Genomic DNA, 25,967 nt, shown 5'->3' with positions numbered 1-25,967 from the left:
CAACGCGGGTTTCCATTGGGACGATTTCATGTTCGCTGACTGGCCACTGCTGTCTCTTGTCATCTGGACGCCGATCCTCGGCGGGCTCATGGTGCTGATCCTGGGGGACCGGGTGCCCGAGGCGTCGCGGCGCCTGGCCCTGGCCTTCGCCGTGCTCACCTTCCTCATCAGCATCCCCCTGTTCGTGTACTTCGATCGCGGCACCCATGAGATGCAGTTCCAGGAGTGGGTGCCCTGGATCCAGGTCTTCGATATCCATTACCACCTGGGGGTGGACGGGATCTCCATGCCGCTGATCCTGCTCACCGCCTTCACCACGGTGCTGGTGGTGATCGCCGCCTGGGACGTGATCCAGTACCGGGTCTCCCAGTACATGGCCGCCTTCCTCATCCTCGAGGGGCTCATGCACGGCGTCTTCGCCGCCCTGGATGCGGTGCTGTTCTATGTCTTCTTCGAGGCCATGCTCATCCCCATGTTCCTGGTGATCGGCATCTGGGGCGGGCCCAACCGCATCTACGCCACCCTCAAGTTCTTCCTCTACACCTTCTTCGGGTCGGTGTTCCTGCTCATCTCCCTGATCTATCTCTACGTCCAGGCGGGCAGCTTCGCCATCCTGGACCTGCATCAGGTGCCCCTGGGCATGACCGCCCAGATCCTGCTGTTTTTGGCCATGCTGCTGGCCTTCGCGGTGAAGATCCCCATGTTCCCCGTGCACACCTGGCTGCCGGACGCCCACGTGGAGGCCCCCACCGGCGGCTCCGTGATCCTGGCGGCCATCATGCTCAAGATCGGCACCTACGGCTTTTTGCGCTTCAGCCTGCCCATCCTGCCGGACGCCAGCATGGCCCTGGACTGGCTGATGATCACCCTGTCCCTCATCGCCGTGGTGTACGTGGGGCTGGTGGCCCTGATGCAGCAGGACATGAAGAAGCTCATCGCCTATTCCTCCATCGCCCACATGGGCTTTGTCACCCTGGGGCTGTTCATCCCCTTCATGGTCTTCGCCAACACCGGCGACTGGCAGGGGGCGGCCCTGGGCATCAGCGGCGGCATGGTGCAGATGATCTCCCATGGCCTGGTCTCGGCGGCCCTGTTCCTCTGCATCGGGGTGCTCTATGACCGCATGCACAGCCGCCGCATCGCCGATTACGGCGGCGTGGCCAACACCATGCCCTGGTTCGGGGCCCTGTTCGTGCTCTTCGCCATGGCCAACGCCGGCCTGCCGGGCACCTCCGGATTCGTGGGCGAGTTCATGGTGATCCTGGCCAGCTTCCGGGCGGACTTCTGGATCGCCTTCCTGGCGGCCACCACCCTGATCCTGGCGGCGGCCTACACCCTCTGGCTGGTGAAACGGGTGATCTATGGCGAGGTGGCCAACGACCAGGTGGCCCAGCTGCAGGACCTGAACCGCCGCGAGTTCTGGGTGCTGGGGGTGCTGGCCGTGGCCGTGCTCCTGCTGGGGGTGTGGCCGGCGCCGCTGCTGGACGTGATGAACGAAACCGTGGACCACCTGGTGCGGCACATCGCCGTCTCCAAGCTCTAAGCGCGACTGGATACCGATATGAACCTCCATCTGCCGGATTTCGCTCCCGTCCTCCCCGAGCTGACGGTCATGCTCATGGCCTGCGCCATCCTGGTGATCGATCTGTTTCTGCCCCAGGAGCGGCGCCATATCACCTACGGCCTGACGCAGTTCACCCTGCTGGGGGGCGTCGCCCTGATCCTGGTCCTGGCCACACCGGACCCGCGCATCACCTTCGGCGGCAGCTACGTGGCCGATCCCCTCTCGGACCTGCTCAAGTCCGCCGTGCTCCTGGTCTCGGCGGTGGTGTTCCTCTACGCCCGGCCCTATCTCCAGGCCCGGGATCTGTACAAGGGGGAGTTCTACGTCCTGGGCCTGTTCGGGGTGCTGGGGATGATGGTGATGATCTCCGCCCATAGTCTGCTCACCCTGTACCTGGGGCTGGAGCTGCTGGCCCTGAGCCTCTATGCCCTGGTGGCCTTCAACCGGGACGTCTCCGCGGCCTCGGAGTCGGCCATGAAGTACTTCGTGCTGGGATCCATCGCCTCGGGCATGCTGCTCTACGGTATGTCCCTGTTGTACGGCATCACCGGCAGCCTGAACCTCACCGGGGTGGCCGCGGGCATCGTCGCCGGGCTCACCTCCCCGGACCTGAACCTGGCCCTGGTGTTCGCCCTGGCCTTCGTCGTGGTGGGGGTCGGCTTCAAGCTGGGGGCGGTGCCCTTCCACATGTGGGTCCCGGATGTCTACCACGGGGCCCCCACCCCCGTGGCCCTGTTCATCAGCGCCGCCCCCAAGATCGCCGGTTTCGCCATCGCCATCCGCCTGTTGGTGGACGGCCTGGCCCCCCTGCAGGAGAGCTGGAGCGGCATGCTCCTGGTGCTGGCGGTGCTGTCCCTGGCCATCGGCAACGTGGTGGCCATCGCCCAGACCAACATCAAGCGCATGTTCGCCTATTCCACCATCGCCCATATCGGCTTCGTGGTCATGGGCCTGATGGTGGGTAACGAGCAGGGCTACGCCGCGGGCATGTTCTATGTCCTGGTCTACGCCCTCATGTCCGCCGGGGGCTTTGGCATGATCGTGCTCCTGTCCCGCAAGGGGTTCGAGGCGGATCAGGTGGAGGACTTCAAGGGGTTGAACGACCGCAGCCCCTGGTTCGCCTTCATCATGCTGCTGCTCATGTTCTCCATGGCGGGCATTCCGCCCACCGTGGGGTTCTACGCCAAGCTGGCGGTGCTGCAGTCGGTGATCCAGGCGGACCTGATCTGGCTGGCGCTTTTCGCCGTGATCATGTCGGTGATCGGGGCCTTCTACTACCTGCGGGTGGTCAAGTTCATGTACTTCGACAAGCCCGTGGACGACGCCCCGCTGACCCGCAGCGGGGACTTCGGCGTGGTGCTGTCCTTGAACGGCCTGGCCATGATCGCCCTGGGGCTGTTCCCCGGGGTCTTGATGTCCCTCACGGCGGCCGTGCGATAATGCAGCGATGAACACGATCCAGTGGACCGCCGTGGGCTACATCGCCGTCCTGATCCTGGCGGCCAACCTGCCGTGGATCACCCGGCGCATCCTCTTTCTCCTCCCCCCCCGGGGAGAGGAGAAGGGTGCCGCCTGGCGGATACTGGAATGGGTCCTCCTGTACGGTCTCATGCTGGGCCTGGGGATGGGGCTGGAGCGGTATCTCACCGGGACCCTGCACCCCCAGGGTGGGGGCTTTTATGCCATCACCCTGATGCTGTTCGCGGTGTTCGCCTTTCCCGGGTTCGTTTATCATTACGACCTGCGCCGTCATCTGAAACGGCGCCCCCCGATGGAAAGGACCACGGGGGGTTGAAATTCCCGGGGCAAGGGGTTATCATTCAAATCCTCAGTTGCGGGGTGGAGCAGTCTGGCAGCTCGTCGGGCTCATAACCCGAAGGTCGCAGGTTCGAATCCTGCCCCCGCTACCAGGTACCTTGAAAGGCCCCTTCCGGGGCCTTTTTATTAGCCGGACGATGCATGTCCGCCCGGGATCCCGATCCGGGATGCGGACGGTACAAGCAACGTCTCCGGCGGTATTCATGAATGGGCCCTGGGGCCCATTTTTTGTTTGTGGGGTCGGTGTGCGACAGGATTCCCTGGAACTGGATCGATTGCTGCGCCCGGTGGTCACCGGCATGGGGTATGCGCTCTGGGGCCTGGAGTACCGGGTCCAGGGCCGCAGCGCCCTGCTCAGGCTCTTCATCGACGCCCCCCAGGGGGTGACCCTGGACGACTGCGCCGCAGTGAGCGACCAGGTGAGCGGTGTGCTGGATGTGGAGGATCCCATCCCTGTGCCCTATCGCCTGGAGGTGTCCTCCCCGGGATTGGACCGCCTCCTCTTCGAACCGGCGCATTACGAGCGTTATCAGGGCGAGGAGGTGCGTGTGCGTACGGCCTGGCCGGTGGAGGGGCAGCGCAACTTCAGGGGTGTGATCCGGTCCGTGGGAGAGGACAGCGTGGAACTGGAAGTGGACGGCCGCAGGGTGTGCCTGCCCCTGGAGGCCGTGACCCGGGCCCGCCTCGTGCCGCGGCCGGGGCAATGAGGGCCCTCGCGGCGGCCCGATCTGAGATGACGGCGACCCGGGCGACCCCAGAGTGGGGCGGGCCGGGCATAGCGATTTGGAGTCGTTTGTAATGAGCAAAGAAATCCTGCTGGTGGTGGATGCCGTATCCAACGAGAAGGGCGTCGACAAGGGCGTGATCTTCGAGGCCATCGAATCCGCCCTGGCCTCGGCCACGCGCAAGAAGCACGGTGGTGACATCGACGTGCGTGTGAGCATCCACCGGGACTCCGGGGATTACGAGACCTTCCGACGCTGGCGCGTGGTGGATGATGAGGACCCGGAATTCGAGTCCCCCGAGCGGCAGATCCTCTATTCCTATGCCATCCAGGACCATCCCGAGGTGCAGGTGGGCGACTACATCGAGACCCCCATCGAGTCGGTGGAATTCGGTCGCATCGCCGCCCAGACCGCCAAGCAGGTGATCGTGCAGAAGGTGCGCGAGGCGGAACGGGCCAAGGTGGTGGAGGAGTTCCAGGACCGGGTGGGCGAACTGCTCATGGGTACGGTGAAGCGCTCGGAGCGCAGCGGCGTCTTCCTGGACCTGGGGGGCAATGCCGAGGGTTTCATCCCCCGGGAGGAGATGATCCCCCGGGAGACGGTGCGCCCCAACGATCGCCTGCGCGGGTATCTGCGGGAGGTGCGCGCCGAACAGCGGGGCCCGCAGCTCTTCATCAGCCGCACCGCCCCGGAATTTCTGGTGGAACTGTTCAAGCTGGAGGTGCCCGAAGTGGGTCAGGGCCTGATCGAGATCATGGGTGCGGCCCGGGACCCGGGAATGCGCGCCAAGATCGCGGTACGCTCCCACGACCCCAGGCTCGATCCCGTGGGGGCCTGTGTGGGGATGCGCGGTTCCCGCGTGCAGTCCGTTTCCAATGAATTGGCGGGGGAGCGCATCGATATCATCCTCTGGGACGAGAATCCGGCGCAGTTCGTCATCAACGCCATGTCTCCGGCGGAGGTGCTGTCCATCGTGGTGGACGAGGACCGCTCCAGCATGGACATCGCCGTTTCCGAGGAGAAGCTCTCCCAGGCCATCGGCCGCGGCGGGCAGAACGTGCGGCTCGCCTCCCAGCTCACCGGCTGGGAGCTGAACGTGATGAGCGAGCAGCAGGCCCAGGAGAAGACGGAGCAGGAGACGGCCGAGCTGCAGCAGTTGTTCATGGACAACCTGGATGTGGACGAGGAGGTGGCCGCCATCCTGGTGCAGGAGGGTTTCTCCAGCATCGAGGAGGTGGCCTATGTCCCCACCGCAGAGATGCTGCAGATCGAGGAGTTCGACGAGGAGATCGTGAACGAACTCCGCGGGCGTGCCCGCGACGCCCTGCTCACCCGGGCCATCGCCTCGGAGGAGCAGTTCCAGGGGGGCGAACCCGCCGAGGACCTGCTGGCCATGGAAGGCATGGACCCGGAGCTGGCCCGGCAGCTGGCAGGGCAGGGGATCTGTACCATGGAGGATCTGGCCGAGCAGTCGGTGGACGATCTCGTGGAACAGACCCGCCTGGACCCGGAAAAGGCGGCGAGCCTCATCATGGCGGCCCGTGCCCCCTGGTTTGCGGACCAGGCCAAAGACGCGTAAGTCAGACGGACCCGCGCGCCCGCCGTGCGCGCCCCTTGCGGCCTTTTGGGCCGCGGCCGGGTCTGCGGAAGCATTGAGATCGGAGGTAACGGCACATGACCGACGTTACGGTGAAACAGTTGTCCGAAGTGGTGGGAACACCGGTGGAGCGGCTGCTCGAACAGCTGTCCGAGGCCGGCGTGCCCGTCGCCGATCCCGATCAGTTGGTCACCGAAGAGCAGAAGATGCAGTTGCTGGAGCACCTGCGCAAGGCCCATGGCCGCTCCGAGGAGAACGGTGGCCGCCGCATCACCCTGCGACGCCGCAGTACCACGGAGCTGAAGGTTTCCGGGGCTCAGGGGCGTTCCAAGACGGTGAGCGTCGAGGTGCGCAAGCGCCGCACCTACGTCAAGGGGGGTGAAGCGCCACAGGCCGCCCCCACGCCAGCCGCCGCCCCGGAGAAACCCGCGGCCGCGGACAAGGAACAGCCGGTGGCAGCGGCCACGACACGGCCGCAGTCGGAACCGGCAGGGGAGACCACGACCCCGCCCGGGCGTTCGCAGCAGGAGATGCCGGTGCAGGAGGAGGCCCCGCAGCAGGAGGCTCCGCAACAGGAGGCTCCGCAACAGGAGACCCAGGTTGCCGAGGCCCCCGGCGCGGCCGCTGAAGCGGTGCCCAGCGCGGAGGAAGAGGAGGCCCGGCGCCGCGAGGAAGAGGAGAAGCGCAAGGCCCTGGAGGCGGAGGCCCTCAAGGCCGCCGAGGAAGAGGCCCGCCGCGAGGCGGAGGAGGCCGCCCGTCGTGCTGCCGAAGAGGCCGCCCGCCGCGAGGCCGAGGCCCGGGCCGCGGCCGCCGCCGCCCCGTCTGCTCCCGCCGCCCCCCCTGCCGGAGAGGCGGCCCCGGCGCCTTCGTCGGATCAGCCCCGGCGTCGCCGTCGCGGCAAGGGTCGGGACGAGGACAGCAAGTCCCGTCGTGAGGAATTGCACGTGGCCAGCGAAAAGCGGGGTCGCCGCGGCAAGGGCAAGGGTGGCCGCGCGGCATCCCCGCAGACCCCGTCCAAGCACGGCTTCGAGAAACCCACGGCGCCGGTGGTGCGGGAGGTCAGCCTGCCCGAGACCATCACCGTGGGCGAACTGGCCCAGAAGATGGCCATCAAGGCCCCCGAACTCATCAAGGCCCTCATGGGCATGGGCGTGATGGCCACCATCAACCAGACCATCGATCAGGACACCGCCACCCTGGTGGTGGAGGAGATGGGGCACATCCCCAAGCCCATGCAGGAAGGCGAGGTGGAGGACGAACTGGTGCTGGAGGCCGAGGAACAGGGCGAGGCCCTGCCGCGTCCGCCGGTGGTCACGGTGATGGGGCATGTGGACCACGGCAAGACCTCCCTGCTGGACCACATCCGCCTGACCAAGGTGGTGGCCGGCGAGGCGGGGGGGATCACCCAGCACATCGGCGCCTATCACGTACCGTTCAAGGACCGCACCGGCATCACCTTCCTGGACACCCCGGGACATGCCGCCTTCACCGCGATGCGTGCCCGTGGGGCCAAGGTGACGGACGTGGTGGTCCTGGTGGTGGCCGCCGACGATGGCGTCATGCCGCAGACCCTGGAGGCCATCCAGCATGCCCAGGCCGGTGAGGTGCCCATGGTGGTGGCCGTGAACAAGATCGACAAGCCCGAGGCGGACCCGGACCGGGTGAAGAGCGAACTGGCCCAGCACAACGTCATCTCCGAGGAGTGGGGCGGGGATACCCAGTTCGTCCATGTGTCGGCCATCACCGGCGAGGGGGTGGACGCCCTGCTGGAGGCCATCCAGCTGCAGGCGGAACTGATGGAGCTCCAGGCCCCCCGGGAGGGACCGGCCCGCGGCGTGGTGGTGGAGTCCCAGCTGGACAAGGGGCGCGGCCCGGTGGCCACGGTGCTGGTGCAGTCCGGCACCCTGCAAAAGGGGGATGTCGTCCTCTCGGGGCAGGAATACGGCCGCGTGCGTGCCATGTTCGACGAGAACGGCAAGCCGGTGAAGTCCGCCGGGCCCTCCATCCCCGTGGAGATCCTGGGGCTCTCGGGCGTGCCCAACGCCGGGGATGATGTCCTTGTGACCGCCGACGAGCGCAAGGCCCGGGAGGTGGCCCTGTTCCGTCAGGGCAAGTTCCGCGAGTCCAAGCTGGCCACGCAGCAGGCCGCCAAACTGGAGAATCTGTTCAGCCAGATGCAGGAGGGGGCCGCCCCGGTGGTCAACATCCTGCTCAAGGCGGACGTGCAGGGTTCCGCCGAGGCACTGCGGGATTCCCTGGAGAAGCTGTCCACCGACGAGGTGAAGGTGAAGATCGTGGCCGCCGGTGTGGGCGGCATCACCGAGTCCGACGTGAACCTGGCCGCGGCCTCCAAGGCCATCATCATCGGCTTCAACGTGCGCGCCGATGCCGGGGCCCGCAAGGCGGCCGCGGACGAGGACATCGACCTGCGCTATTACAGCGTCATCTACGAGGCCATCGACGACGTCAAGCAGGCCCTGTCGGGGCTGCTGTCGCCGGAACTGCGCGAGGAGATCATCGGCCTGGCCGAGGTGCGGGATGTGTTCAAGTCCTCCCAGTTCGGTGCCGTGGCCGGCTGTCTGGTGGTGGAGGGCAGCGTCAAGCGCGGCAATCCCATCCGCGTGTTGCGGGACAACGTGGTGGTCTACGAGGGCGAACTGGAATCCCTGCGCCGCTTCAAGGATGACGTCAACGAGGTCAAGACCGGCACCGAATGCGGTATCGCGGTGAAGAACTACAACGACGTCAAGCCCGGGGATCAGATCGAGGTCTATCATCGCGTGGAGGTGGCGCGGACGCTGTAACCGCGCCCGCCCTTCCTTCCCCCAACGGACCCGGAGGCCCCCATGCCCAGAGACTATTCACGTCCCCAGCGCGTCGGGGACCAGATCCAGCGGGAACTCTCCGAGCTGATCCGCCAGGAATTGAAGGATCCCCGGGTGGGGATGCTCACCCTCTCCGGCGTGGAGGTGAGCCGTGACCTGGCCCATGCCAAGGTGTTTTTCACCGTGCTCGGGGATGACCAGGCCATCGCCGGCACCACCGAGGGACTGCGCCGGGCCGCGGGTTTCCTGCGCCGGGAACTGGGGCGGCGCATGCGCATCCGCACCGTTCCGGAACTGCATTTTCACTACGACGACACCCAGGTCCGCGGTGCCCGCATCTCGGCCCTCATCGACGAGGCCGTGGCCGAGGACCGTGCCCGCCATGGGGATGAACCCCCCGTAGACGACTCCGATCCCGCATGAGCAAGCCCAGGATCCCGCGCCGTGATGTCCACGGCATCGTCCTTCTGGATAAGCCGTCCGGATACACCTCCAATCAGGCCCTGCAGCGGGTGAAGTATCTCTTTCGCGCCCGCAAGGCGGGGCATACCGGCAGCCTGGACCCCCTGGCCACCGGGCTGCTGCCCCTGTGCTTTGGCGAGGCCACCAAGGTGTCCGGCTTCCTGCTGGATGCGGACAAGCACTACCGGGTCACCTGCCGTCTGGGGCAGCGCACCCTCACCGGTGATGCCGAAGGCGAGGTGGTGGAAACCCACCCGGTCCCGTCCCTGACCGCCGAACAGGTGGAGGCGGTGCTGGCGGACTTCCGCGGCGGGATCCAGCAGGTGCCGCCCATGTACTCGGCCCTCAAGCACCAGGGACAGCGCCTCTACGATCTGGCGCGCAAGGGCCAGGAGGTGGAGCGCCAACCGCGCCAGGTGCACATCCATGCCCTGGAATGCCTGGCCCTGGAGGGGGATCTGCTCACCCTGGACGTGGTCTGCTCCAAGGGGACCTACATCCGCACCCTGGTGGAGGACATCGGGGCGGCCCTGGGCTGCGGCGCCCATGTCACGGTGCTGCGGCGCCTGGGCCTGGGGGCCTATGCGCATCCGGAGATGATCCCTCTGGAACGCCTGGAGGCCCTGGCCGAGGAAGGGCCCGGGGCCCTGGATGCCGTTCTGCGCCCCGTGGATGAGGCCCTGGCCCACTGGCCCGCCGTGGAACTGGACGCCGACAGCGCCTTCTACCTGCGCCAGGGGCAGGCGGTCTTCGTCCCCGGGTGTAGTGCACACGGGTGGCTGCGGGTCTATGGCCCGGAGCATCGTTTCCTGGGGATCGGTCGCCTGCAGGACGACGGCCGGGTCGCCCCGAAACGCCTCATGGTGCCCCCCGCCCGGGGGTAAACCCCTGTTCCGCCGGGGGGGTGCATGCTAGAATCCTACGCCTTCGGAATCGACAGAACGAACGGCCCATTGGCCGGTTCCCATCCCAGGAGCCCAGAAAGCAATGTCCCTGAGCAGTGAATTCAAAGCCGAGATCGTCGAGAAGTACAAGCGCGACGCCTCCGACACCGGTTCCCCCGAGGTACAGGTGGCCCTGTTGTCCGCCCGTATCCAGCACCTGATGGATCATTTCGCCAAGCACAAGAAGGACCATCATTCCCGCCGCGGCCTGCTGAAGATGGTGAACCAGCGCCGCAAGCTGCTGGACTACCTCAAGGGCAAGGACCAGCAGCGCTACCAGGAACTGGTCAGCAGCCTCGGCCTGCGCCGCTGAATCCGCGGCCCTCGCCTCCAGTCCAGTACACCCAACCGAAGCGGGAATCGTCGTGGCGCCCATCAGCAAGTCGTTCCAGTACGGTCAGCACACCGTCACCCTTGAAACCGGCGAGATCGCCCGCCAGGCCAGCGGCGCCGTCATGGTCAACGTGGCCGGCACCGTGGTCCTGGTGACGGCGGTGGGGCGCAGGGAGGCCGTCCCGGGACGGGACTTCTTCCCGCTGACGGTGAACTACCAGGAACGCACCTATGCGGCGGGCCGCATCCCCGGTGGGTTCTTCAAGCGGGAGGGCCGTCCCTCGGAAAAGGAGACCCTCACCTGCCGGCTCATCGACCGCCCCCTGCGCCCGCTGTTCCCCAAGGGGTTCACCAACGAGGTGCAGATCGTGGCCACGGTTATGTCCCTGAACCCGGAGGTGGATCCGGACATCCCGGCGCTGCTGGGGGCCTCCGCCGCGGTGGCCCTGTCCGGGATGCCCTTCAACGGCCCCATCGGGGCGGCCCGGGTGGGCTACCGCGACGGCGAGTATGTGCTCAACCCGGACCTGAGCCAGGTCAAGGATTCCCAGCTGGACCTGGTGGTGGCGGGCACGGAGAACGCCGTCATCATGGTGGAGTCCGAGGCCAGCATCCTGCCGGAGGAGGTCATGCTCGGTGCCGTCATGTACGGCCACGAGCAGATGCAGACCGCCATCGGGGCCATCCGGGAACTGGCCGCCGAGGCGGGCAAGCCGGCCTGGGACTGGCAGCCCCCGGAGCAGGACACCACGCTGCAGGAACGGATCGAGGCCCACTGCACCCAGGATCTGACGGCCGCCTATCAGATCCCCGACAAGCAGGAACGCACCGCCCGTGTGGCCGAACTGCGCGAGGCGGTGATGGCCGCCTTCGCCACCGGCGAGGAGGAGGCCCCGTCGGCCGAGACCGTGAAAGAGCTCTTCCACGGCATCGAGAAGCGCATCGTGCGCCAGCGCATCCTGGACGGTGAGCCTCGCATCGACGGCCGGGATACCCGCACCGTGCGTCCCATCGGTGTGCGTGCCGGTGTGCTGCCCCGCACCCATGGTTCCGCCCTGTTCACCCGTGGCGAGACCCAGGCCATCGTCACCGCCACCCTGGGCACCGACCGGGATTCCCAGGTCATCGATGCCATCGAGGGGGAGCGCCGCGAGCGCTTCATGCTGCACTACAACTTCCCCCCCTACTGCACCGGCGAGACCGGCATGGTGGGCTCCCCCAAGCGCCGGGAGATCGGCCACGGGCGTCTGGCCAAGCGCGGCGTGCAGGGGGTGATGCCGGCGGAGGAGGACTTCCCTTATGTGCTGCGGGTGGTCTCGGAGATCACCGAATCCAACGGCTCCAGTTCCATGGCCTCGGTCTGCGGCACCAGCCTGGCCCTGATGGATGCCGGTGTGCCCCTCAAGGCCCCCGTGGCCGGCATCGCCATGGGCCTGATCAAGGAAGGCGACCGGCATGCGGTCCTCACCGATATCCTGGGGGATGAGGACCATCTGGGGGACATGGACTTCAAGGTGGCCGGTACCGAGGAGGGGGTCACCGCCCTGCAGATGGACATCAAGATCGACGGCATCACCCGGGATATCATGGAGAAGGCCCTGGCCCAGGCCCGGGAGGGACGCCTGCACATCCTGAATGAGATGGGCAAGGTCCTCAGCGCCCCGCGCGGAGAGATGTCCGCCTATGCCCCCCGCTTCATCACCCTGCGCATCAATCCCGAGAAGATCCGGGACGTCATCGGCAAGGGTGGCGCCACCATCCGGGCCCTCACCGAGGAGACCGGGGCCACCATCGATATCGACGACTCCGGGGTGGTCAAGATCGCCTCCGTGGACAAGCAGGCGGGTGAGGAGGCCCGGCGCCGCATCGAGGAGATCACCGCCGACGTGGAGGTGGGCAAGGTCTACCAGGGCCGTGTGGCCAAGATCATGGACTTCGGTGCCTTCGTCACCATCCTCCCCGGCCGCGACGGCCTGGTGCACATCTCCCAGATCTCGGAGGAGCGGGTGGAGAGCGTCTCCGACAAGCTCAGCGAGGGGGAGAGCGTGCAGGTGAAGGTCCTGGAGGTGGACAAGCAGGGCCGTATCCGGCTGAGCATGAAGGCGGTGGGCAGCGGCGACTGAAGGTCGGGCACCGACTTAGTCCGTTGCGCCACTCCGTTGCGTATGAAGGGGGCCCTCCGGGGCCCCTTTCGCGTTTCCGGTCCCGGAGCTCGCCCCGGGCGGATCATTCCTCCTGCGCGGCGGGGTTCCCCGGTTCATCCCGGCCGCCCTTTTGCCCTTTGGGAGTGGCGGCCCCGGGGGAGTCCTCCCGGGCCGCTTCCTGCGGAGCCAGGGGGCCCAGATGATAGCGGCGCAGCAGGTAGTGGGCCCCGCGGCTGTGGACCCGGGGCTGATCCGCGTCCCCCTTGGTCTCCCAGGCCTCGGTGGCCTCTCGGCCGCACCACTCCAGCACCGTGTCCATGGATCCGGGATGGCGGGGCAGGTAGTCGGTGATGTCGTAGACCTGGCCGTCGATGGCCATCCAGCAGTCCTTGCGATGATCGTGACGGGCCACTTCCTCCAGAGGGATGGGGTTTTTATCCGCCCCCTCGGCGATCAGGGGGGCGGGGAAGGAGAGCGGGAGGAGGGTGGCCACCAGGGCCGTGGTCAGGCGTCTTGCGTGTGATGCGTTCATGGCGGGGAATCCGCTCCGTACAGGTCAAAAGGATGGGTTGGCACCCAGCGGGGGCTGCATTAGCATGAACCGGTCCGGTATGCGCCCCTGCGAGGCCGGTGCCGGACGGCGCCGAGGCCGGTTCCGGCGTCGGAAGACCACGTTGCCCGCCCAGGCGGGTGCTGAAAAAGAGGGCATGAATGTGCGTACCGCGATCGGAATGGGGATCTTTCTGGCAGGGACGGTCTGGCTGTTTGCCACGGTTCCGGGGCTGCCGCAGGAGGCTACGGGCATGGCGCTGGTCTGGCCCTTCCTGCCGGCGGTGGCGGTGATGATCCTGGGCCTGGGGGTCTATGCCTGGGGCGGGGACCAGGCACAGACGGATTCCGGCCCGGGTTCCTGAGCCCCGTACCGGGGGCCCCGGGGCCGCCGCAACACCCTTTCGGCGGCCCCGCATCACCCCGGCGATCTCAGCCGGTATCCTCACCGTTGTCCCGGGACGGCCGGCTGCGTTCCTCCCGCAGATACTGCGCCTTCTCCTTCACCAGCACCCCCGCCAGCAGCACCAGGGCCACCAGGTTCGGTGCCGCCATGAGCCCGTTCAGGGTATCCGAGATGTCCCAGACGGTGGTGAGCCCGCCCACGGCCCCCAGATAGAGAAAGCCGATGAAGATCACCCGGTAGGGCAGGACCACCCGCCGGCCAAAGGCGTATTCCCAGCTCTTCTCCCCGTAGAAGTTCCAGGTGAGCATGGTGGTGTAGGAAAACAGCACCAGGGCCACCAGCACGATCCAGCCGCCGATGCCCGGAAGGCCATTGGCAAAGGCGGTGGAGGTGAGTTCCGCCCCCGTCTGGCCGGTACCGATGGCGCCAGTCACCAGGATCACCAGGGCGGTCATGGTGCACACCACCAGGGTGTCCACGAACACCTCCCACATCCCCCAGAGGCCCTGGGCGAAGGGCTTGTTCTGGGCCTGGGCGTGGACGATGGAGGCCGAGCCCAGGCCCGCCTCGTTGGAGAAGATGCCGCGGGCGATGCCGTAACGGATGGCACTGCCCACGGTGGCCCCGGCGAAGCCGCCCACGGCGGAGGCGGGGGTGAAGGCCCCTGAGAAGATCTGCGCGAAGGCATCGGGGATGCGGTCGTAAAAGCTCACCAGGATGCCGATGGCGCCGATGATGTAGATCAGGGCCATGGTGGGGACGATGCGTTCGGCGGTGACGGCGATGCGCCGGATCCCGCCCAGGGTGACCAGCCCCACCAGGAACATGATCACCAGGCCCGTGACCCAGTCGGGCACCCCCATGCCCGTCTCCAGGGCATGGGCCATGGTGTTGGCCTGCACCATGTTGCCGATGCCGAAGGCCGCGACCCCCGCCAGCACGGCATAGACCAGGGCCAGCCACTTCCAGCGTCGTCCCAGACCGTGTTCGATGTAGTAGAACACACCGCCGGAGACATGGCCGTCCGCGTCCACCTGGCGGTATTTCAGGCCCAGGGTGGCCTCCGCCAGCTTCGTGGCCATGCCCACCAGGGCCACCACCCACATCCAGAACACGGCGCCAGGCCCCCCCAGGGCGATGGCCGTGGCCACCCCGGCGATGTTGCCCACGCCGATGGTGGCCGCCATGGCGGAACTCACCGCCTGGAAGGGGGAGATGGCCCCCTTCTCCGCCACCTTGCGGCGACGGAAGAGGGTGCCGAAGGTGCGCCGCCAGGCGAAGCGCAGGTGGGTGAACTGGAAAAAGCCCAGGCGCAGGGTGAGATAGGCCCCCGTGCCCACCAGCAGGATCATGAACGGAGGGCCCCAGACGATGCCGTTGAGCCAGTCGTTGAACACCATGAGTCCCTGAAGCATGTCGTTGTGATCTCCTCGCGCCAGGGGCCGCCGTGGCGGCCGTGAATGGGTATGGGGCCCCCGCAGGGGCCGGAAAAGGGCATCACATCCGGATCATGGCGTCAAACCAGGCCGGGATGCGGCGTTCGGGCCAGTAGCGTCCCCAGCCCTCGACGAAACCGGCATGACCGCCATCCTCGCTCAGCTCCAGGCGCACGGCCGGGGAGAGCTCCCCGGCTGCGGGGATGACCCGGGGGGTCATGAAGGGATCGTTGCGGGCATGGAGGATCAGGGTAGGGACGCGGATCCCCCGCAGGCGGGGCCGGCAGCTGCAGCGGGTATAGTAGTCGTCCACTCCGGAAAAGCCGTGCAGCGGCGCTGTCACGGCATCGTCGAAGGCGCGGAAGGTGTGCGCCCGCCGTGCCGCCGCCGGGTCCACCGGCAGATCCATGCGCCCTGCCTTGCGCGCCAGGGCCCGTTTGAGCCGGGTGAGCAGGTAGTATTGATAGAGACGGGAGGCGCCGCGCTCCATGCGTCGCGCGGCGCCGTCCAGGTCGAAGGGGACGGACAGGGCCGCCGCGGCGCTCAGGGGGTTGGCCGGGCCGCTCTCCCCCAGCCACTGGAGCAGGGCGTTGCCCCCGAGGGAGACCCCCACCGCCCCCAGGGGGCGATCCGGGAAACGTCCGCGCAGCACCTCCACCCCATGCTGGAGGTCGCCGGTGTCCCCGGCGAAGTAGCTGCGGGGCAGGCGGTTGGGTTCCCCGGAGCAGCCGCGAAAGTGCAGGGTCAGGGCCTGGAAACCCGCCCCGTGCAGGCAGCGCATGAGTCCGGCGGCGTAGGGCGAACGGCTGGAGCCCTCCAGTCCGTGGAGCAGGAGGATGACGGGGCCGGGCGCGGGCGGGGCCCAGTCCAGGTCCAGGAAATCCCCGTCGGGCAGCTCCAGGCGTTCCCGGCGCAGGGGCAACTGCACCCGGGGGCGCAGCAGGGCCGGTACCAGGGTCTGCAGATGGGCGCCCGGCAGCCAGGGGGCGGGTCGGAAATCCCCTTCGACGATCATGAAGATCCCTTGTTGTTGTACGGATGGTTGTACGGAGCCAAAGGGGCGGGTGCGCGACGAAGGGGTCTGCCGGGGGCCAGCCCTTGAAACCCGATCATCGAGCGGCTAAAAGGGGAGGGCCATTCCCACACCAAAATCAGGCACTGCATGGACCTCTCCTCGATCAAAGACGCCTACCGGCGTTATGCCCGCCATTACGATACCGTATTCGGCCCCGTCTTCGCCGCCGGTCGCCGCATGGCGGTGCAGCGCGTGAACACGCGCCCGGGGCAGCGCATCCTGGAGGTGGGTGTGGGTACGGGACTGTCCCTGCCGGACTACCGGGACGACGCGCGGGTGACGGGCATCGATGTCAGTCCGGAGATGCTTCAGGTGGCCCGGCGCCGGGTGGAGGATCTGGGGCTGGGCCACGTGGAGGGTCTGGTGGAGATGGACGGGGAATGCCTGGGGTTCCCCGACGATCATTTCGATGCCGTGGTGGCCATGTACGTGGCCTCGGTGGTGCCCCATCCGGACCGGCTCATGGCGGAGATGCACCGGGTCTGCGCCCCCGGGGGGGACGTGCTGGTGATCAACCACTTCGCCTCCACCCATCCCCTGGTGCGCCGCGTGGAGCGGGCCCTGCGGCCGTTGTCGCGTCTGGTGGGCTTTCGCACCGACATGGAACTGGACAGCCTGCCGGTGCTGCCGGACCTGCACCGGGTGAGCGTGGAGCCCGCCAACCTCTTCGGCTACTGGAAACTGGTCCACTACCGCAACGGGGCTCTGCCCCTGGGGGAGACCGGCGGCACCCCGGAGGTGCAACCGGCGGATCAGCCGGGCTGATCCCTTGGGCGGACCCTGCCGACAGGCTATCCTGAAGCGGGCGGCATCGTCCGGGTAACGGCCACGGGGGACCCATGGGTATCGACTGGCAGCGCTATGACCCCGGCGGGTTCTATGACGAGCTGATGGCCGCCCCGGGGCGGCCGCGTCCCGCCGCCCGTACCCTGGCCAGCTACCTGGCCTCCCTGGGGGATGCGGAGATCCAGGAACGGCGCCTGGCGGCGGAGCACGCCATCCTGGAGATGGGGATCAGCTTCACCGTCTATACCGAGGGGGGCAACATCGACCGGGCCTGGCCCTTCGACATCATCCCCCGCATCATCCCCCTGCAGGAATGGACCCGGGTGGAGCGGGGTCTGCGCCAGCGCCTCACCGCCCTGAACCGCTTCATCGACGATCTCTACAACGAGCGGCGTATCGTCCGGGACGGCGTGGTGCCGGAGGCGGTGCTGGCCCAGTCCCGCAACTTCCGCGAGCAGTGCCGGGGCATGCGGCCGGTGCACGGGGTCTGGGCCCATATCTGCGGCTCGGACCTGGTGCGTGACGCCGACGGGTGCTTCTATGTCCTGGAGGACAACCTGCGGGTGCCCTCCGGGGTCTCCTACATGCTGGAGAACCGGCAGGTGACCAAGCGGGTCTTCCCGGAGCTGTTCGAACACCACAGCATCCGTCCCGTGGACGAATACCCGGCCCAGCTCTTCGACATGCTGGCCAGTCTCTCCCCCCGTCCCATGGACTACCCCCAGGTGGTGGTGCTCACCCCGGGGATCTACAACTCCGCCTACTTCGAGCACGCCTATCTGGCCCAGCGCATGGGGGCGGAGCTGGTGGAGGGGGCCGACCTCATGGTGGCGGAGGACGATTGTGTCTACATGCGCACCATCGAGGGGCCGGCGCGGGTGGATGTGATCTACCGGCGCATCGATGACCTGTTCCTGGACCCGGAGGTCTTCCATCCCGATTCCATGCTGGGGGTGCCGGGGCTGATGCGCGCCTGGCGGGCCGGCAACGTGGCCCTGGTGAATGCCCCCGGGGCCGGCGTGGCGGACGACAAGGTGATCTACGCCTTCGTCCCCGATATGATCCGCTATTACCTGGACGAGGCGCCGATCCTGCCCAATGTGCCCACCTACCTGTGCATGGACCCGCGCCAGCGGGAGCACGTGCTGGCCCACCTGGACCGCCTGGTGGTGAAACCCGCCAACGAATCGGGCGGCTACGGCATGCTGGTGGGCCCCCATGCCACGCCGCAGCAGCGGGAGGCCTTCGCCGACCTGATCCGCCGCGATCCGCGCAACTACATCGCCCAGCCCACCCTGCAGCTGTCCACGGCCCCCACCCTCTGCGACGGGACCGTGGAGCCGCGACACCTGGACCTGCGCCCCTTCGTCCTGCAGGGGGTGCGCAGCGATGTGACCGCCGGCGGGCTCACCCGCGTGGCCCTGCGCCGGGGCTCTCTGGTGGTGAACTCCTCCCAGGGCGGGGGCAGCAAGGACACCTGGATCGTGGATACGGACCCCGGGGACTGATACGACATGCTCTCCCGCGTCGCCGAACGGCTCTACTGGATGGCCCGCTACCTGGAACGGGCCGAGAACACCGCGCGCATGGTCACGGCCTTCAACCACCTGGCCCTGGACATGCCCCGGCAGGTGCGCCTCTCCTGGCGGGGCCTGGTGGCCATCACCGGCAACGAGGCGGTATTCGATGCCCGCTATCCGGAATACACGGAGGCCGACGTCATCCGCTTCCTGCTGGGGGACCCGGAGAACCCCGGGTCCATCCTCAATTGCCTGACCCAGGCACGGGAGAACGTGCGCACCACCCGGGACCGGGTCCCCACCGAGGTCTGGGAGACGGTGAACGAGCTGCACCTCCATGCCCGCTACAAGCTGGACGTCGGGGAGGGCAAGCGCGGGCGGTACCGCTATCTTTCCCAGATCCGGGACCGCTGCCAGCAGATCACCGGCATGCTGGCGGGCACCATGAGCCACGACCAGGGCTACGAGTTCATCCGCGCCGGGCGCAACCTGGAGCGGGCGGACATGACCTCCCGCCTCCTGGATGTGGGGGCGGTGGGCCTGCTGGCCCGGGAGGATGGGGCGGAGGGGGCCGAGGCCGGCGCCATGGAGGGGCTATTGTGGATGAACGTGCTCCGCTCCCTGAGCGCCTTCCAGATGTACCGCCAGCACGTGCGCCGGCGCATCAATCCCGCCGATGTCCTGCGCTATCTCATTCAGGACACCCAGTTCCCCCGCGCCATTGCCCATGCCCTGGGGGAGGTGGAGGGCAGCCTGGCCCGGCTGCCGCGGGGCGATCTGCCCCTGCGCCTGGCCCTGCAGGTGAAGCGCCATACCCTGGAGGCGGACATCGAGCCCCTCCTGGAGGCCCGTATCCTGCATCGTTTCATTGATGACCTGCAGCGGGAGATGGGGGATCTGCACAGCCTGATCACCGCCACCTGGTTCCGTCCGGAGGATATCAGGGGCTGGCAGGTACAAACTGCCGGGGGGTGAATCCCCTTCAGCCGCCGGTGCGGTGCGGGGCCCCCGCCGATTCCCAGTCGAAGCGGGGCAGATCGCGGAAGGCGCGGCGGATGTTGTCGTCCCAGGCCGCCTTCAGGTCCGCCAGATAGGGATCGTCCGCCTCCAGGCACAGGTAGTGCTCGAAATGCAGGCGGTCGCGCTCGTAGACGATCACCTCCAGGGGCGGGCCCACGGTGACGTTGGAGCGCATGGTGGAGTCGATGGACACCAGGGCGCAGCGGGCCGCATCCCCCAGGGGGGTGTCGCGGGTGATGATGCGGTCCAGGATGGGCTTGCCGTACTTGCTCTCGCCGATCTGCAGGTAGCGGGTCTGGGCGGAGGTGGTGATGAAGTTCCCCTGGGGATAGACCAGGAAGAGTTCCGGGGCCTGTTGGCGCAGCTGCCCCCCCAGGATGAACGAGGCCTCCGCCGTGAAGCCCGCGCGGGTGAGGGCCTCGCCGTGTTTCTCCTGCTCCTCGCGGTTGATCCGGCCCAGGTACTCGGCGGCACCGGCCATGTCCCGTACGGTGTACAGGCTGTGCGCGGCGCCGTCCTCGATGTCGCGGCGCAATCGCCCCAGGACCGCCTGGGTGGTGGCCAGGTTGCCCGCCGCCAGCAGCACGAACACCCGTTCCCCGGGGCGTTCGAAGGTGTGCATCTTGCCGTAGGTGCTCACCTGGTCGGCCCCGGCATTGGTGCGGGAGTCCGAGGCGAAGACGAGTCCGGCATCGACGGTGAGGGCGAGGCAGTAGGTCATGGCACGGCGGTCCGGGAGCGGGAGTGCTGCATGGTAGCAGAGGGCTGTCCCCGGCGCGAACGGGCCCGGATGGTCACTCCATGCGCTCGACGCGTACCCGCAGGTCCAGCTCGCGGCGATGTTCCGGCTCCCGGGTGCGCAGCACCCGGGAGCCTTCCGCGGCGGTCTCCCGGTGCAGGGTGCTCAGGGGGATCCATTCCCCCAGATCCGCGGTCACCGCCGTCTCCACCGCCTGGCTGAGGCTGCGTCCACCGCCGGCGGGATCGGGACGCTCGCGCAGGCTGCGGATGTCCAGGCGCACCCGCTCCCCCGGCAGCAGCCGCGCCTTCACCAGAAAGCCCTCCTGCAGCCGCTGCCGTGTGATATGGGGTTCTACGGCGATACCGCCGGGGACCGGGACCAGCCGTGCGGTCCCCCGGGGCAGGTTGCGCTCGCTGCGCACCAGGGCCGTCTCCCCCTCCAGCAGCCGCAGGCTGCGGATGCCCGTGTCCCGTCGGGTGGTGATGCGATGGCCGCCCCCGGTATCCGCATCCGCCTCCCCCCATTGCAGGCTCAGGCGCAGGTCCGCTGACGCTCTATCCAGAGCGGCCACGGCCTGCTCCAGCTGGGCCAGGGTGGCGGGGGTGGCGCGGGCCACCAGGCGCATCCCCTCGCCGGTGAGGGTCTCCCCTGGGCCCAGGAGGGGCCGCAGCAGGGGGAGCAGGTCCTCCGCGGGGCGGTGCTGCAGGGGGAGGACCCGGATCGGCCGCTCCTCTGCCCCCGCCGCAAGCATCGGCCCCGGGATCAGCACGAGGAGGGCGGCCAGGGCGAGGAACGGGCGTCGTTTCACAGGTAGAGGCGTCTCAGATGGGGATCGGGTTCGGCCGCATCCCAGAGGGTCTGGAATTCGGCCGTCAGCAATTTGGACCGGCGCGGGGCATGGAAATTCGCCATGCCTTCGGCACGGTCCCCCCGGGGCTGGTGGATCCAGCCCAGGCCGTCGGCGATGAGGAAGGCATCCACACGGGTCTTGCGGTCCGCCTCGGACATGCGCATCACCTGGATGTGGCTGCTCAGGCGCCGCGCCAGTTCGATGAGGGCATGGGTGCGCCCCCGCAGGGGTTCGGGGTCCTGGATGAGGATGCGGATCCCGGAGTGACGGCTGCGGCGTGCCAGGCGGGAACATTCCGCCACCAGTTCCGCGTGGTCGTAGAGCTGGGGATCCAGGTGCCGGCTGACCACCTGCAGGCTGCGCCGGGCCTGTGCGGCCATGGCAAGGGTGGCGGTGAGCAGGTCTGCGCTGCCTTCCAGGGGAAAATCGCCCCGGGTCTTGCCGAGGATGGCGGTATCCAGGGGGGTGTGGGGGGATGGATCGGGCATGGACGATCTCCCGGAAACGGAAGGACCCGCTCGGGGCGGGTCCTGGGGACGGATCGCCGGGCCCATGCGCTTACGGGCCCGGTCTGCATCCGGATGCGGCGGGATCAGCCGCGGGCCACGTAGGCCGTGCACCAGCCGTTGGCATTCACCAGCTTGCCGGGGAACACCGCGCAGCCGCCCCATTCTTCCTGGCTGGGGTCGGTGTAGAGCAGGCAGTTGATGCACTTCTGCCCTTCCTGATAGGAGTCGTGCCCGGAGGTGGTGGCGTCGTGCACATAGCTCAGGGCCTTGGCCTCGGCGGAGCTCTCTTCCAGCTTTTCGGCGGCCGCCGCGGTGGTGGTCCAGCCCAGGCCGGCCAGGGGAACGGCGACCATGCCCGCCGCACCGAACTTCATGAAGCTTCTACGGCTCATGTCTTGCTTCTTCATTGTCTTCTCCTAAGGTCTCGCGATGAGGGGGCGGGCGGGGCGGATGGTGGTTCTGCGCCACCTGTGTCCGCGACCCGCCCGGCGGGCGGCGCCCGTCACTGCAAACTACCGGCGGGCACCGCGGGAACACCCGGGTCGTAAAACCCCACCGATATTCCCGTTAGTATCCAATAAATGCCTTCAAAGGACCACCCCCCGTTGGGTCTTGTGGCTCAGGAATCCATGCGCCGGAAGACCAGGGTCACGTCCCCCAGGGGCAGGCCGAACTTGCGCATCACGGCGCGGTTGATCAGCACCCCGTCCTCGTGCAGGAACATCCAGTCGTCCATCTGCACCCGCAGGGTGCGCCCGCCCACCGGCAGGCGCAGGGTATAACGGAAGCGGAAGGCCTGGCCGAAGAGGCGGCCCCGGGCCACCCCTTCCACATCTTCGGCCCGGCCCTCATAGGTGTGATCGTCCAGGCGCCGCAGCCGCCAGACCCGCCGGTCCGTTTCCCCATCCGCGAAGGCGAAATCCTCCTCCAGGATCAGCTCCCCCTCCTCAAGGCGCCCCTGGATCTCCACGGTGAAGGGCCGGTGGACCCGGCCGAAACGGTCCTGGAACAGTCCCCAGGCCCGCACCGGGCCGTCGAAATAGGCCTCCAGGTCCAGCAGGGGGCGGGTATCGGCAAGCTCTTCGGGGCGCATGGGGTGTCACCTCGCGGTTCGGCTCAGGAGAGGGGCAGGGGGTGGATGGCCTCAGGCCGGGGCCTCCAGGATGGTCTGCATCAGGTCGGTGTTGCGCGAGCGAAAGCCCGCCTCGCAGTAGGCGAGATAGAACCCCCACATGCGCAGGAAGGGCTCGTCGTAGCCCAGGGCGCGGATGGCCGGGGCCTGTTCCTGCACCCGCCGGTACCAGCGGTCCAGGGTGCGGGCGTAGTCGGCGCCGAAGAAGTCCCGCTCCCGGGTGCGCAGGCCGGCGGCTTTGGCCTTGTCCTCGAAGGCCTGCACGGTGGGCAGCATCCCCCCGGGGAAGATATAGAGCTGGATGAAATCGGCGGCGCGGCGGTAGTAGGTGAAGGCGGCCTCGGCGATGGTGATGACCTGTACGGCGGCGCGTCCCCCCGGGCGCAGGGCCCGGCGCACGGCAGCGAACCAGTCTTCCCAGAAGGCCTCCCCCACGGCCTCGAACATCTCGATGGAGACCACGTGGTCGAAGCGGTCGGTCACGTCCCGGTAGTCCTGCAGACGCAGTTCCACCTGCTCCGCCAGGCCCGCCGCCTGCAGGCGTTCCCGGGCGAAGTCCAGCTGCTCCCGGGAGAGGGTGATGCCCGTGACCCGATGCCCCCGGCGGGCGGCGTATTCCGCGAACCCCCCCCAGCCGCAGCCGATCTCCAGGATGTGGGCGCCCGGGGCGGGGTCGAGGCGCTCCAGGAGCCGGGCGTATTTGCGCTCCTGGGCCGCCTCCAGGGGTTCGTCCTCCGCCGCGAACAGGCCACAGGAGTAGGTCATGCCCGCATCCAGCCACAGGCGGTAGAAGGCGTTGCCCAGGTCGTAGTGGAAGGCGATGTTGCGCCGGCTGCCGGTGCGGTGATTGTCCCGCCGGCGATGGCGCAGGTAATCGGCCAGGCGGGACCAGGGGGAGGCGTACACCAGGGTGCGCATGTGTTCCTGGTTCACCGAGCCCATGGCCAGCAGGGTCTGCAGGTCCGGCGTGTCCCATTCCCCGGCCATGTAGCCCTCGCCCAGGCCCACGAGGCCCCGGGACAGGAGCCGGCGCAGCAGGGCGCCGGGGCGGTGGATACGGATGGCCGCCTCCAGCCCCGGGTGCGTTCCCTGGATGCGGTGGGGCTGGCCATCGGGCCCCGTCACCTGCAGGCATCCCTGGTGCAGACGCTTGAGTTGCCACAACAGGAAGCGCAGGGCCGGGTCAGGCCGTTGGCTTCCCGGGACGGTATGGGTGTCTTCCAGGGACATCAGTCCGCCTCCTTCGCGGCATCTTCCGGGGGCGGGTGGTAACGCCCCCCCTTGAGCCAGATCTTCAGGGCCTGCCAGTGGATGCCAAGGATCACCTTCACGGTCATCAGGGGTATGGCGGCCACGGCCCTGAGCAGTTCGGCGTCGCACAGGGGGCGGGCCTCCCCGGTCTGGGTGGCGGCCAGCATGAGCCGGTCGTCCTCGTATTCATGGATGAAGACCCCGAGGCGCTCCCCGGGTTCCGCCAGGCGGAAATGGTAGCGGGCCGCCATGCCGATGAAGGGGGAGACGTAGAAGGTCTTGTCCCGGGCGGCCCGCACCGGCCATGCCATGGGCCGGCCGGTGTCGTGCAAGACATAATGATGGCGTCCGCCGAAGGTGTTGCTCACCTCGCAGATCACGGCCCGCAGGTCCCCGTCCCGGTGATGGCAGTACCACAGGCTCAGGGGGTTGAACACGTAGCCCAGGACCCGGGGGAAGCACAGCAGGCGGATGGGTCCGCCCTCCAGGTCCACGCCGTGGCGGGCCAGCAGGGCATCCGCCCAGGGGCGCAGGGGACGGCCATCCCCGGGGCCATGGTCCCGGGCGTGCAGGGAGAGGAGATTGAACCGGTCCACGGAGAACCAGCGCAGGCGCTTCTCCAGGGCCGGCAGCCGGTCCAGGTCCAGGAGCAGGCTGAAGACCCGGTAGGTGAAGCGGTAGCGTACCGGGAAGAGCCGCCGGTGCATCACCCGGGTGCGGTAGAGGCGTCCGTCCTCGGGGGGGATGGGAGGATGGGTCATGGGCGGGGGTCCCCCGTGCCGCCGGGGGCGGCGGTCTCCGGCGCGGTCCAGGGCGGGGTGACCCCCAGTCTGGCCGCCACGTCCAGGGCCGAGCGCAGACCGTCCTCGTGGAAGCCGTAGCCGGTCCAGGCGCCGCAGTACCAGATGCGGTCCTGGCCCTGGATCCCGGGGAGCGCTGTCTGGGCCTCCATGGCCCCCCGGTCGAACACCGGATGGTGGTAGGTCATGCGCCGGATCAGCGTGTCCTCCCGGGGCGCCTCCAGGGGGTTGAGACTCACCAGGTACTGACGGGATTGCTGCAGGGACTGCAGGCGGTTCATCCAGTAGGTGACCGATACCTGATGCTCCGAGGCCCCGGAAAGACGCCGGCGGGCCAGGTAGTTCCAGGAGGACCAGACGCGCCGGCGTTGCGGCATGAGCCGGGTGTCGGTATGCAGGAAGGTCTCGTTGGGCTGGTAGGTGAAGGCCTCCAGCACCCGGCTCTCGGCCTCCCGGGGGGATTCCAGGACCTCCAGGGCCTCGTCGGCGTGGCAGCCGAAGACCACCTGGTCGAAATGGGCCTCGCCGCCATCGTCGGTGAGGATCCGCACCCCGGGATCGCGCCGTTGCACCGCCACCACCCGGCGGTTGGCATGCACCCCCTGCGGCAGGGCCTGCAGCATGCGCTCCACATAGGTCCGGCTGCCCCCCTGGACCGTGTGCCACTGGGGGCGTCCGGTGAGATCCATCAGGCCGTGGTTGGCGAAGAAATGCAGGAAGGCGGTCAGGGGGAAGTCCAGCATGCGCCGCGTGGGACAGGACCAAATGGCGGCGGCCATGGGCAGCAGGTAGTCGTCCCGGAATCCGGGCCCGTATCCCGCCTGGATCAGGTACCCCCCGAGAGTGATGTCCGGGGAGGCGCCTTCAGCCAGCAGGCGCTTGCCCGCCCGGTTGAAGCGCAGGATGTCCGCCAGCATGCGCAGGAAACGGGGGTTGGCCAGGTTGCGCCGCTGGGCGAAGAGGGTGTTCAGGTCCGAGCCGGCGTATTCCAGGCGGCCGTCGTCCACCGAGGCGGCAAACGACATGTCCGTGGGCTGGGAGGTCACCCCCAGATGCTGGAACAGGGCCTTCAGGTGGGGGTAGTTGCGGTGGTTGAAGACCATGAAGCCGGTGTCCACCCCCAGGGGGCCCTGATCCCCCTGCACCGTCACCGTGTGGGTGTGGCCGCCGATGTAGTCGTTCTTCTCGAAGAGGGTCACGTGATGGCGGCGGGACAGCAGCCAGGCGGCGGCCAGTCCGGAAATCCCTGCGCCGATGACGGCGATGCGTTGCTCCATGGCGATATCCCCTGTCCTGGAAAGGATACTTATACATGAACTGTACAATCTTTGAGAATTGTTATACAAGGATCCCGAAGGCCCGGGGATGCGTACCGGGTCGGGGGCGGCCCCCTGGGTCGTCATCACAGCGGCCTTACCGGATCGGAGGGAAACCCATGATCAAGCCAGCGGCCCGGATCGCCGGGGACGAAGATACAAC

24 protein-coding genes and 1 tRNA gene are annotated in these 25,967 nt (G+C 68.1%); 14 read left to right on the top strand and 11 right to left on the bottom strand.

The features are described from left to right. Window positions 1–28: 28 nt before the first annotated feature. The 11 genes from CKO33_RS04730 (at window position 29) to pnp (ending at window position 12,391) form a co-directional block, all read left to right on the top strand. A complete protein-coding gene (locus tag CKO33_RS04730) occupies window positions 29–1,543 on the top strand; it encodes an NADH-quinone oxidoreductase subunit M (RefSeq protein ID WP_200179815.1) in 1,515 nt (504 codons plus the stop codon). A gap of 18 nt (window positions 1,544–1,561) precedes the next feature. Then, complete coding sequence (gene nuoN / locus CKO33_RS04725; RefSeq protein WP_200179813.1) at window positions 1,562–3,004, top strand: NADH-quinone oxidoreductase subunit NuoN; 1,443 nt, start codon at window positions 1,562–1,564, stop codon at window positions 3,002–3,004. 7 nt (window positions 3,005–3,011) lie between these two features. Next, window positions 3,012–3,359 carry a DUF2818 family protein gene (locus tag CKO33_RS04720; RefSeq protein ID WP_200179811.1) on the top strand — a complete coding sequence of 116 codons (348 nt, stop codon included), beginning with the start codon at window positions 3,012–3,014 and terminating at the stop codon, window positions 3,357–3,359. Between the two features lie 38 nt (window positions 3,360–3,397). Further along, window positions 3,398–3,474 (top strand) — tRNA-Met (locus CKO33_RS04715). A 168-nt stretch (window positions 3,475–3,642) separates the two neighbouring features. Further along, a complete protein-coding gene (rimP, locus tag CKO33_RS04710; protein ID WP_200179919.1) occupies window positions 3,643–4,089 on the top strand; it encodes a ribosome maturation factor RimP in 447 nt (148 codons plus the stop codon). A 91-nt stretch (window positions 4,090–4,180) separates the two neighbouring features. After that, entirely contained in the window at window positions 4,181–5,686 is a 1,506-nt protein-coding gene (gene nusA / locus CKO33_RS04705; protein WP_200179809.1) for a transcription termination factor NusA, read from the top strand. A 95-nt stretch (window positions 5,687–5,781) separates the two neighbouring features. Beyond that, on the top strand, window positions 5,782–8,508 hold the full coding sequence (gene infB, locus CKO33_RS04700) for a translation initiation factor IF-2 (protein WP_200179808.1): 2,727 nt from the start codon (window positions 5,782–5,784) through the stop codon (window positions 8,506–8,508). 42 nt (window positions 8,509–8,550) lie between these two features. After that, entirely contained in the window at window positions 8,551–8,952 is a 402-nt protein-coding gene (gene rbfA / locus CKO33_RS04695; protein WP_200179806.1) for a 30S ribosome-binding factor RbfA, read from the top strand. Beyond that, window positions 8,949–9,875 carry a tRNA pseudouridine(55) synthase TruB gene (truB, locus tag CKO33_RS04690; protein ID WP_200179804.1) on the top strand — a complete coding sequence of 309 codons (927 nt, stop codon included), beginning with the start codon at window positions 8,949–8,951 and terminating at the stop codon, window positions 9,873–9,875. Before rbfA ends, truB begins: the two co-directional genes overlap by 4 nt. 103 nt (window positions 9,876–9,978) lie before the next feature. Further along, the gene (gene rpsO, locus CKO33_RS04685; protein ID WP_200179800.1) at window positions 9,979–10,248 is read left to right on the top strand and encodes a 30S ribosomal protein S15; all 270 of its coding nucleotides are present in this window, start codon (window positions 9,979–9,981) and stop codon (window positions 10,246–10,248) included. A 52-nt stretch (window positions 10,249–10,300) separates the two neighbouring features. After that, window positions 10,301–12,391, top strand: coding sequence for a polyribonucleotide nucleotidyltransferase (gene pnp, locus CKO33_RS04680; RefSeq protein WP_200179796.1), 2,091 nt, complete (start codon window positions 10,301–10,303; stop codon window positions 12,389–12,391). Window positions 12,392–12,494: 103 nt separating this feature from the next. On the opposite strand, the gene CKO33_RS04675 is transcribed toward pnp, so the two are convergent. From CKO33_RS04675 to CKO33_RS04665, 3 genes are all read right to left on the bottom strand, one after another. Next, window positions 12,495–12,944 carry a cytochrome b5 domain-containing protein gene (locus tag CKO33_RS04675; RefSeq protein WP_200179794.1) on the bottom strand — a complete coding sequence of 150 codons (450 nt, stop codon included), beginning with the start codon at window positions 12,942–12,944 and terminating at the stop codon, window positions 12,495–12,497. A gap of 449 nt (window positions 12,945–13,393) precedes the next feature. Continuing rightward, a complete protein-coding gene (locus CKO33_RS04670; protein ID WP_200179793.1) occupies window positions 13,394–14,782 on the bottom strand; it encodes an alanine/glycine:cation symporter family protein in 1,389 nt (462 codons plus the stop codon). Between the two features lie 82 nt (window positions 14,783–14,864). Further along, window positions 14,865–15,818 carry a hydrolase gene (locus CKO33_RS04665; RefSeq protein WP_200179791.1) on the bottom strand — a complete coding sequence of 318 codons (954 nt, stop codon included), beginning with the start codon at window positions 15,816–15,818 and terminating at the stop codon, window positions 14,865–14,867. A gap of 147 nt (window positions 15,819–15,965) precedes the next feature. Between CKO33_RS04665 and CKO33_RS04660 the strand changes: the two genes are divergently transcribed. The 3 genes from CKO33_RS04660 to CKO33_RS04650 all read left to right on the top strand — a co-directional run bounded on the left by CKO33_RS04660 (window position 15,966) and on the right by CKO33_RS04650 (window position 19,159). Next, a complete protein-coding gene (locus CKO33_RS04660) occupies window positions 15,966–16,643 on the top strand; it encodes a class I SAM-dependent methyltransferase (protein ID WP_200179789.1) in 678 nt (225 codons plus the stop codon). A gap of 74 nt (window positions 16,644–16,717) precedes the next feature. Continuing rightward, on the top strand, window positions 16,718–18,172 hold the full coding sequence (locus CKO33_RS04655; RefSeq protein ID WP_200179787.1) for a circularly permuted type 2 ATP-grasp protein: 1,455 nt from the start codon (window positions 16,718–16,720) through the stop codon (window positions 18,170–18,172). 6 nt (window positions 18,173–18,178) lie between these two features. Further along, window positions 18,179–19,159: an alpha-E domain-containing protein gene (locus tag CKO33_RS04650; RefSeq protein WP_200179785.1), complete on the top strand. Its 981-nt coding sequence runs from the start codon at window positions 18,179–18,181 to the stop codon at window positions 19,157–19,159. A 7-nt stretch (window positions 19,160–19,166) separates the two neighbouring features. On the opposite strand, the gene CKO33_RS04645 is transcribed toward CKO33_RS04650, so the two are convergent. The 8 genes from CKO33_RS04645 to CKO33_RS04610 form a co-directional block, all read right to left on the bottom strand. Then, on the bottom strand, window positions 19,167–19,925 hold the full coding sequence (locus tag CKO33_RS04645; protein WP_200179783.1) for a proteasome-type protease: 759 nt from the start codon (window positions 19,923–19,925) through the stop codon (window positions 19,167–19,169). Between the two features lie 73 nt (window positions 19,926–19,998). Continuing rightward, window positions 19,999–20,754, bottom strand: a complete 756-nt coding sequence (locus CKO33_RS04640) for a secretin N-terminal domain-containing protein (RefSeq protein ID WP_200179782.1) — start codon at window positions 20,752–20,754, stop codon at window positions 19,999–20,001. After that, window positions 20,751–21,284 (bottom strand): DUF7931 domain-containing protein, encoded by a 534-nt coding sequence (locus CKO33_RS04635; RefSeq protein ID WP_200179781.1) that lies wholly within the window; start codon window positions 21,282–21,284, stop codon window positions 20,751–20,753. Before CKO33_RS04635 ends, CKO33_RS04640 begins: the two co-directional genes overlap by 4 nt. 104 nt (window positions 21,285–21,388) lie before the next feature. Continuing rightward, on the bottom strand, window positions 21,389–21,697 hold the full coding sequence (locus CKO33_RS04630) for a high-potential iron-sulfur protein (RefSeq protein ID WP_242472468.1): 309 nt from the start codon (window positions 21,695–21,697) through the stop codon (window positions 21,389–21,391). Between the two features lie 227 nt (window positions 21,698–21,924). Beyond that, window positions 21,925–22,398 (bottom strand): DUF3833 domain-containing protein, encoded by a 474-nt coding sequence (locus CKO33_RS04625; RefSeq protein WP_200179779.1) that lies wholly within the window; start codon window positions 22,396–22,398, stop codon window positions 21,925–21,927. A gap of 51 nt (window positions 22,399–22,449) precedes the next feature. Continuing rightward, window positions 22,450–23,667 carry an SAM-dependent methyltransferase gene (locus CKO33_RS04620; RefSeq protein ID WP_200179778.1) on the bottom strand — a complete coding sequence of 406 codons (1,218 nt, stop codon included), beginning with the start codon at window positions 23,665–23,667 and terminating at the stop codon, window positions 22,450–22,452. Next, entirely contained in the window at window positions 23,667–24,449 is a 783-nt protein-coding gene (locus CKO33_RS04615; RefSeq protein WP_200179776.1) for a DUF1365 domain-containing protein, read from the bottom strand. Before CKO33_RS04615 ends, CKO33_RS04620 begins: the two co-directional genes overlap by 1 nt. Then, window positions 24,446–25,765 (bottom strand): NAD(P)/FAD-dependent oxidoreductase, encoded by a 1,320-nt coding sequence (locus CKO33_RS04610; RefSeq protein WP_200179775.1) that lies wholly within the window; start codon window positions 25,763–25,765, stop codon window positions 24,446–24,448. Before CKO33_RS04610 ends, CKO33_RS04615 begins: the two co-directional genes overlap by 4 nt. Window positions 25,766–25,967: the final 202 nt, after the last annotated feature.

It is taken from the genome of Ectothiorhodospira mobilis (assembly GCF_016584115.1).
GTDB lineage: Bacteria > Pseudomonadota > Gammaproteobacteria > Ectothiorhodospirales > Ectothiorhodospiraceae > Ectothiorhodospira > Ectothiorhodospira mobilis.
Note: the sequence above shows the minus strand (reverse complement) of the source record. Positions and strands in the feature narration are given on the sequence as shown.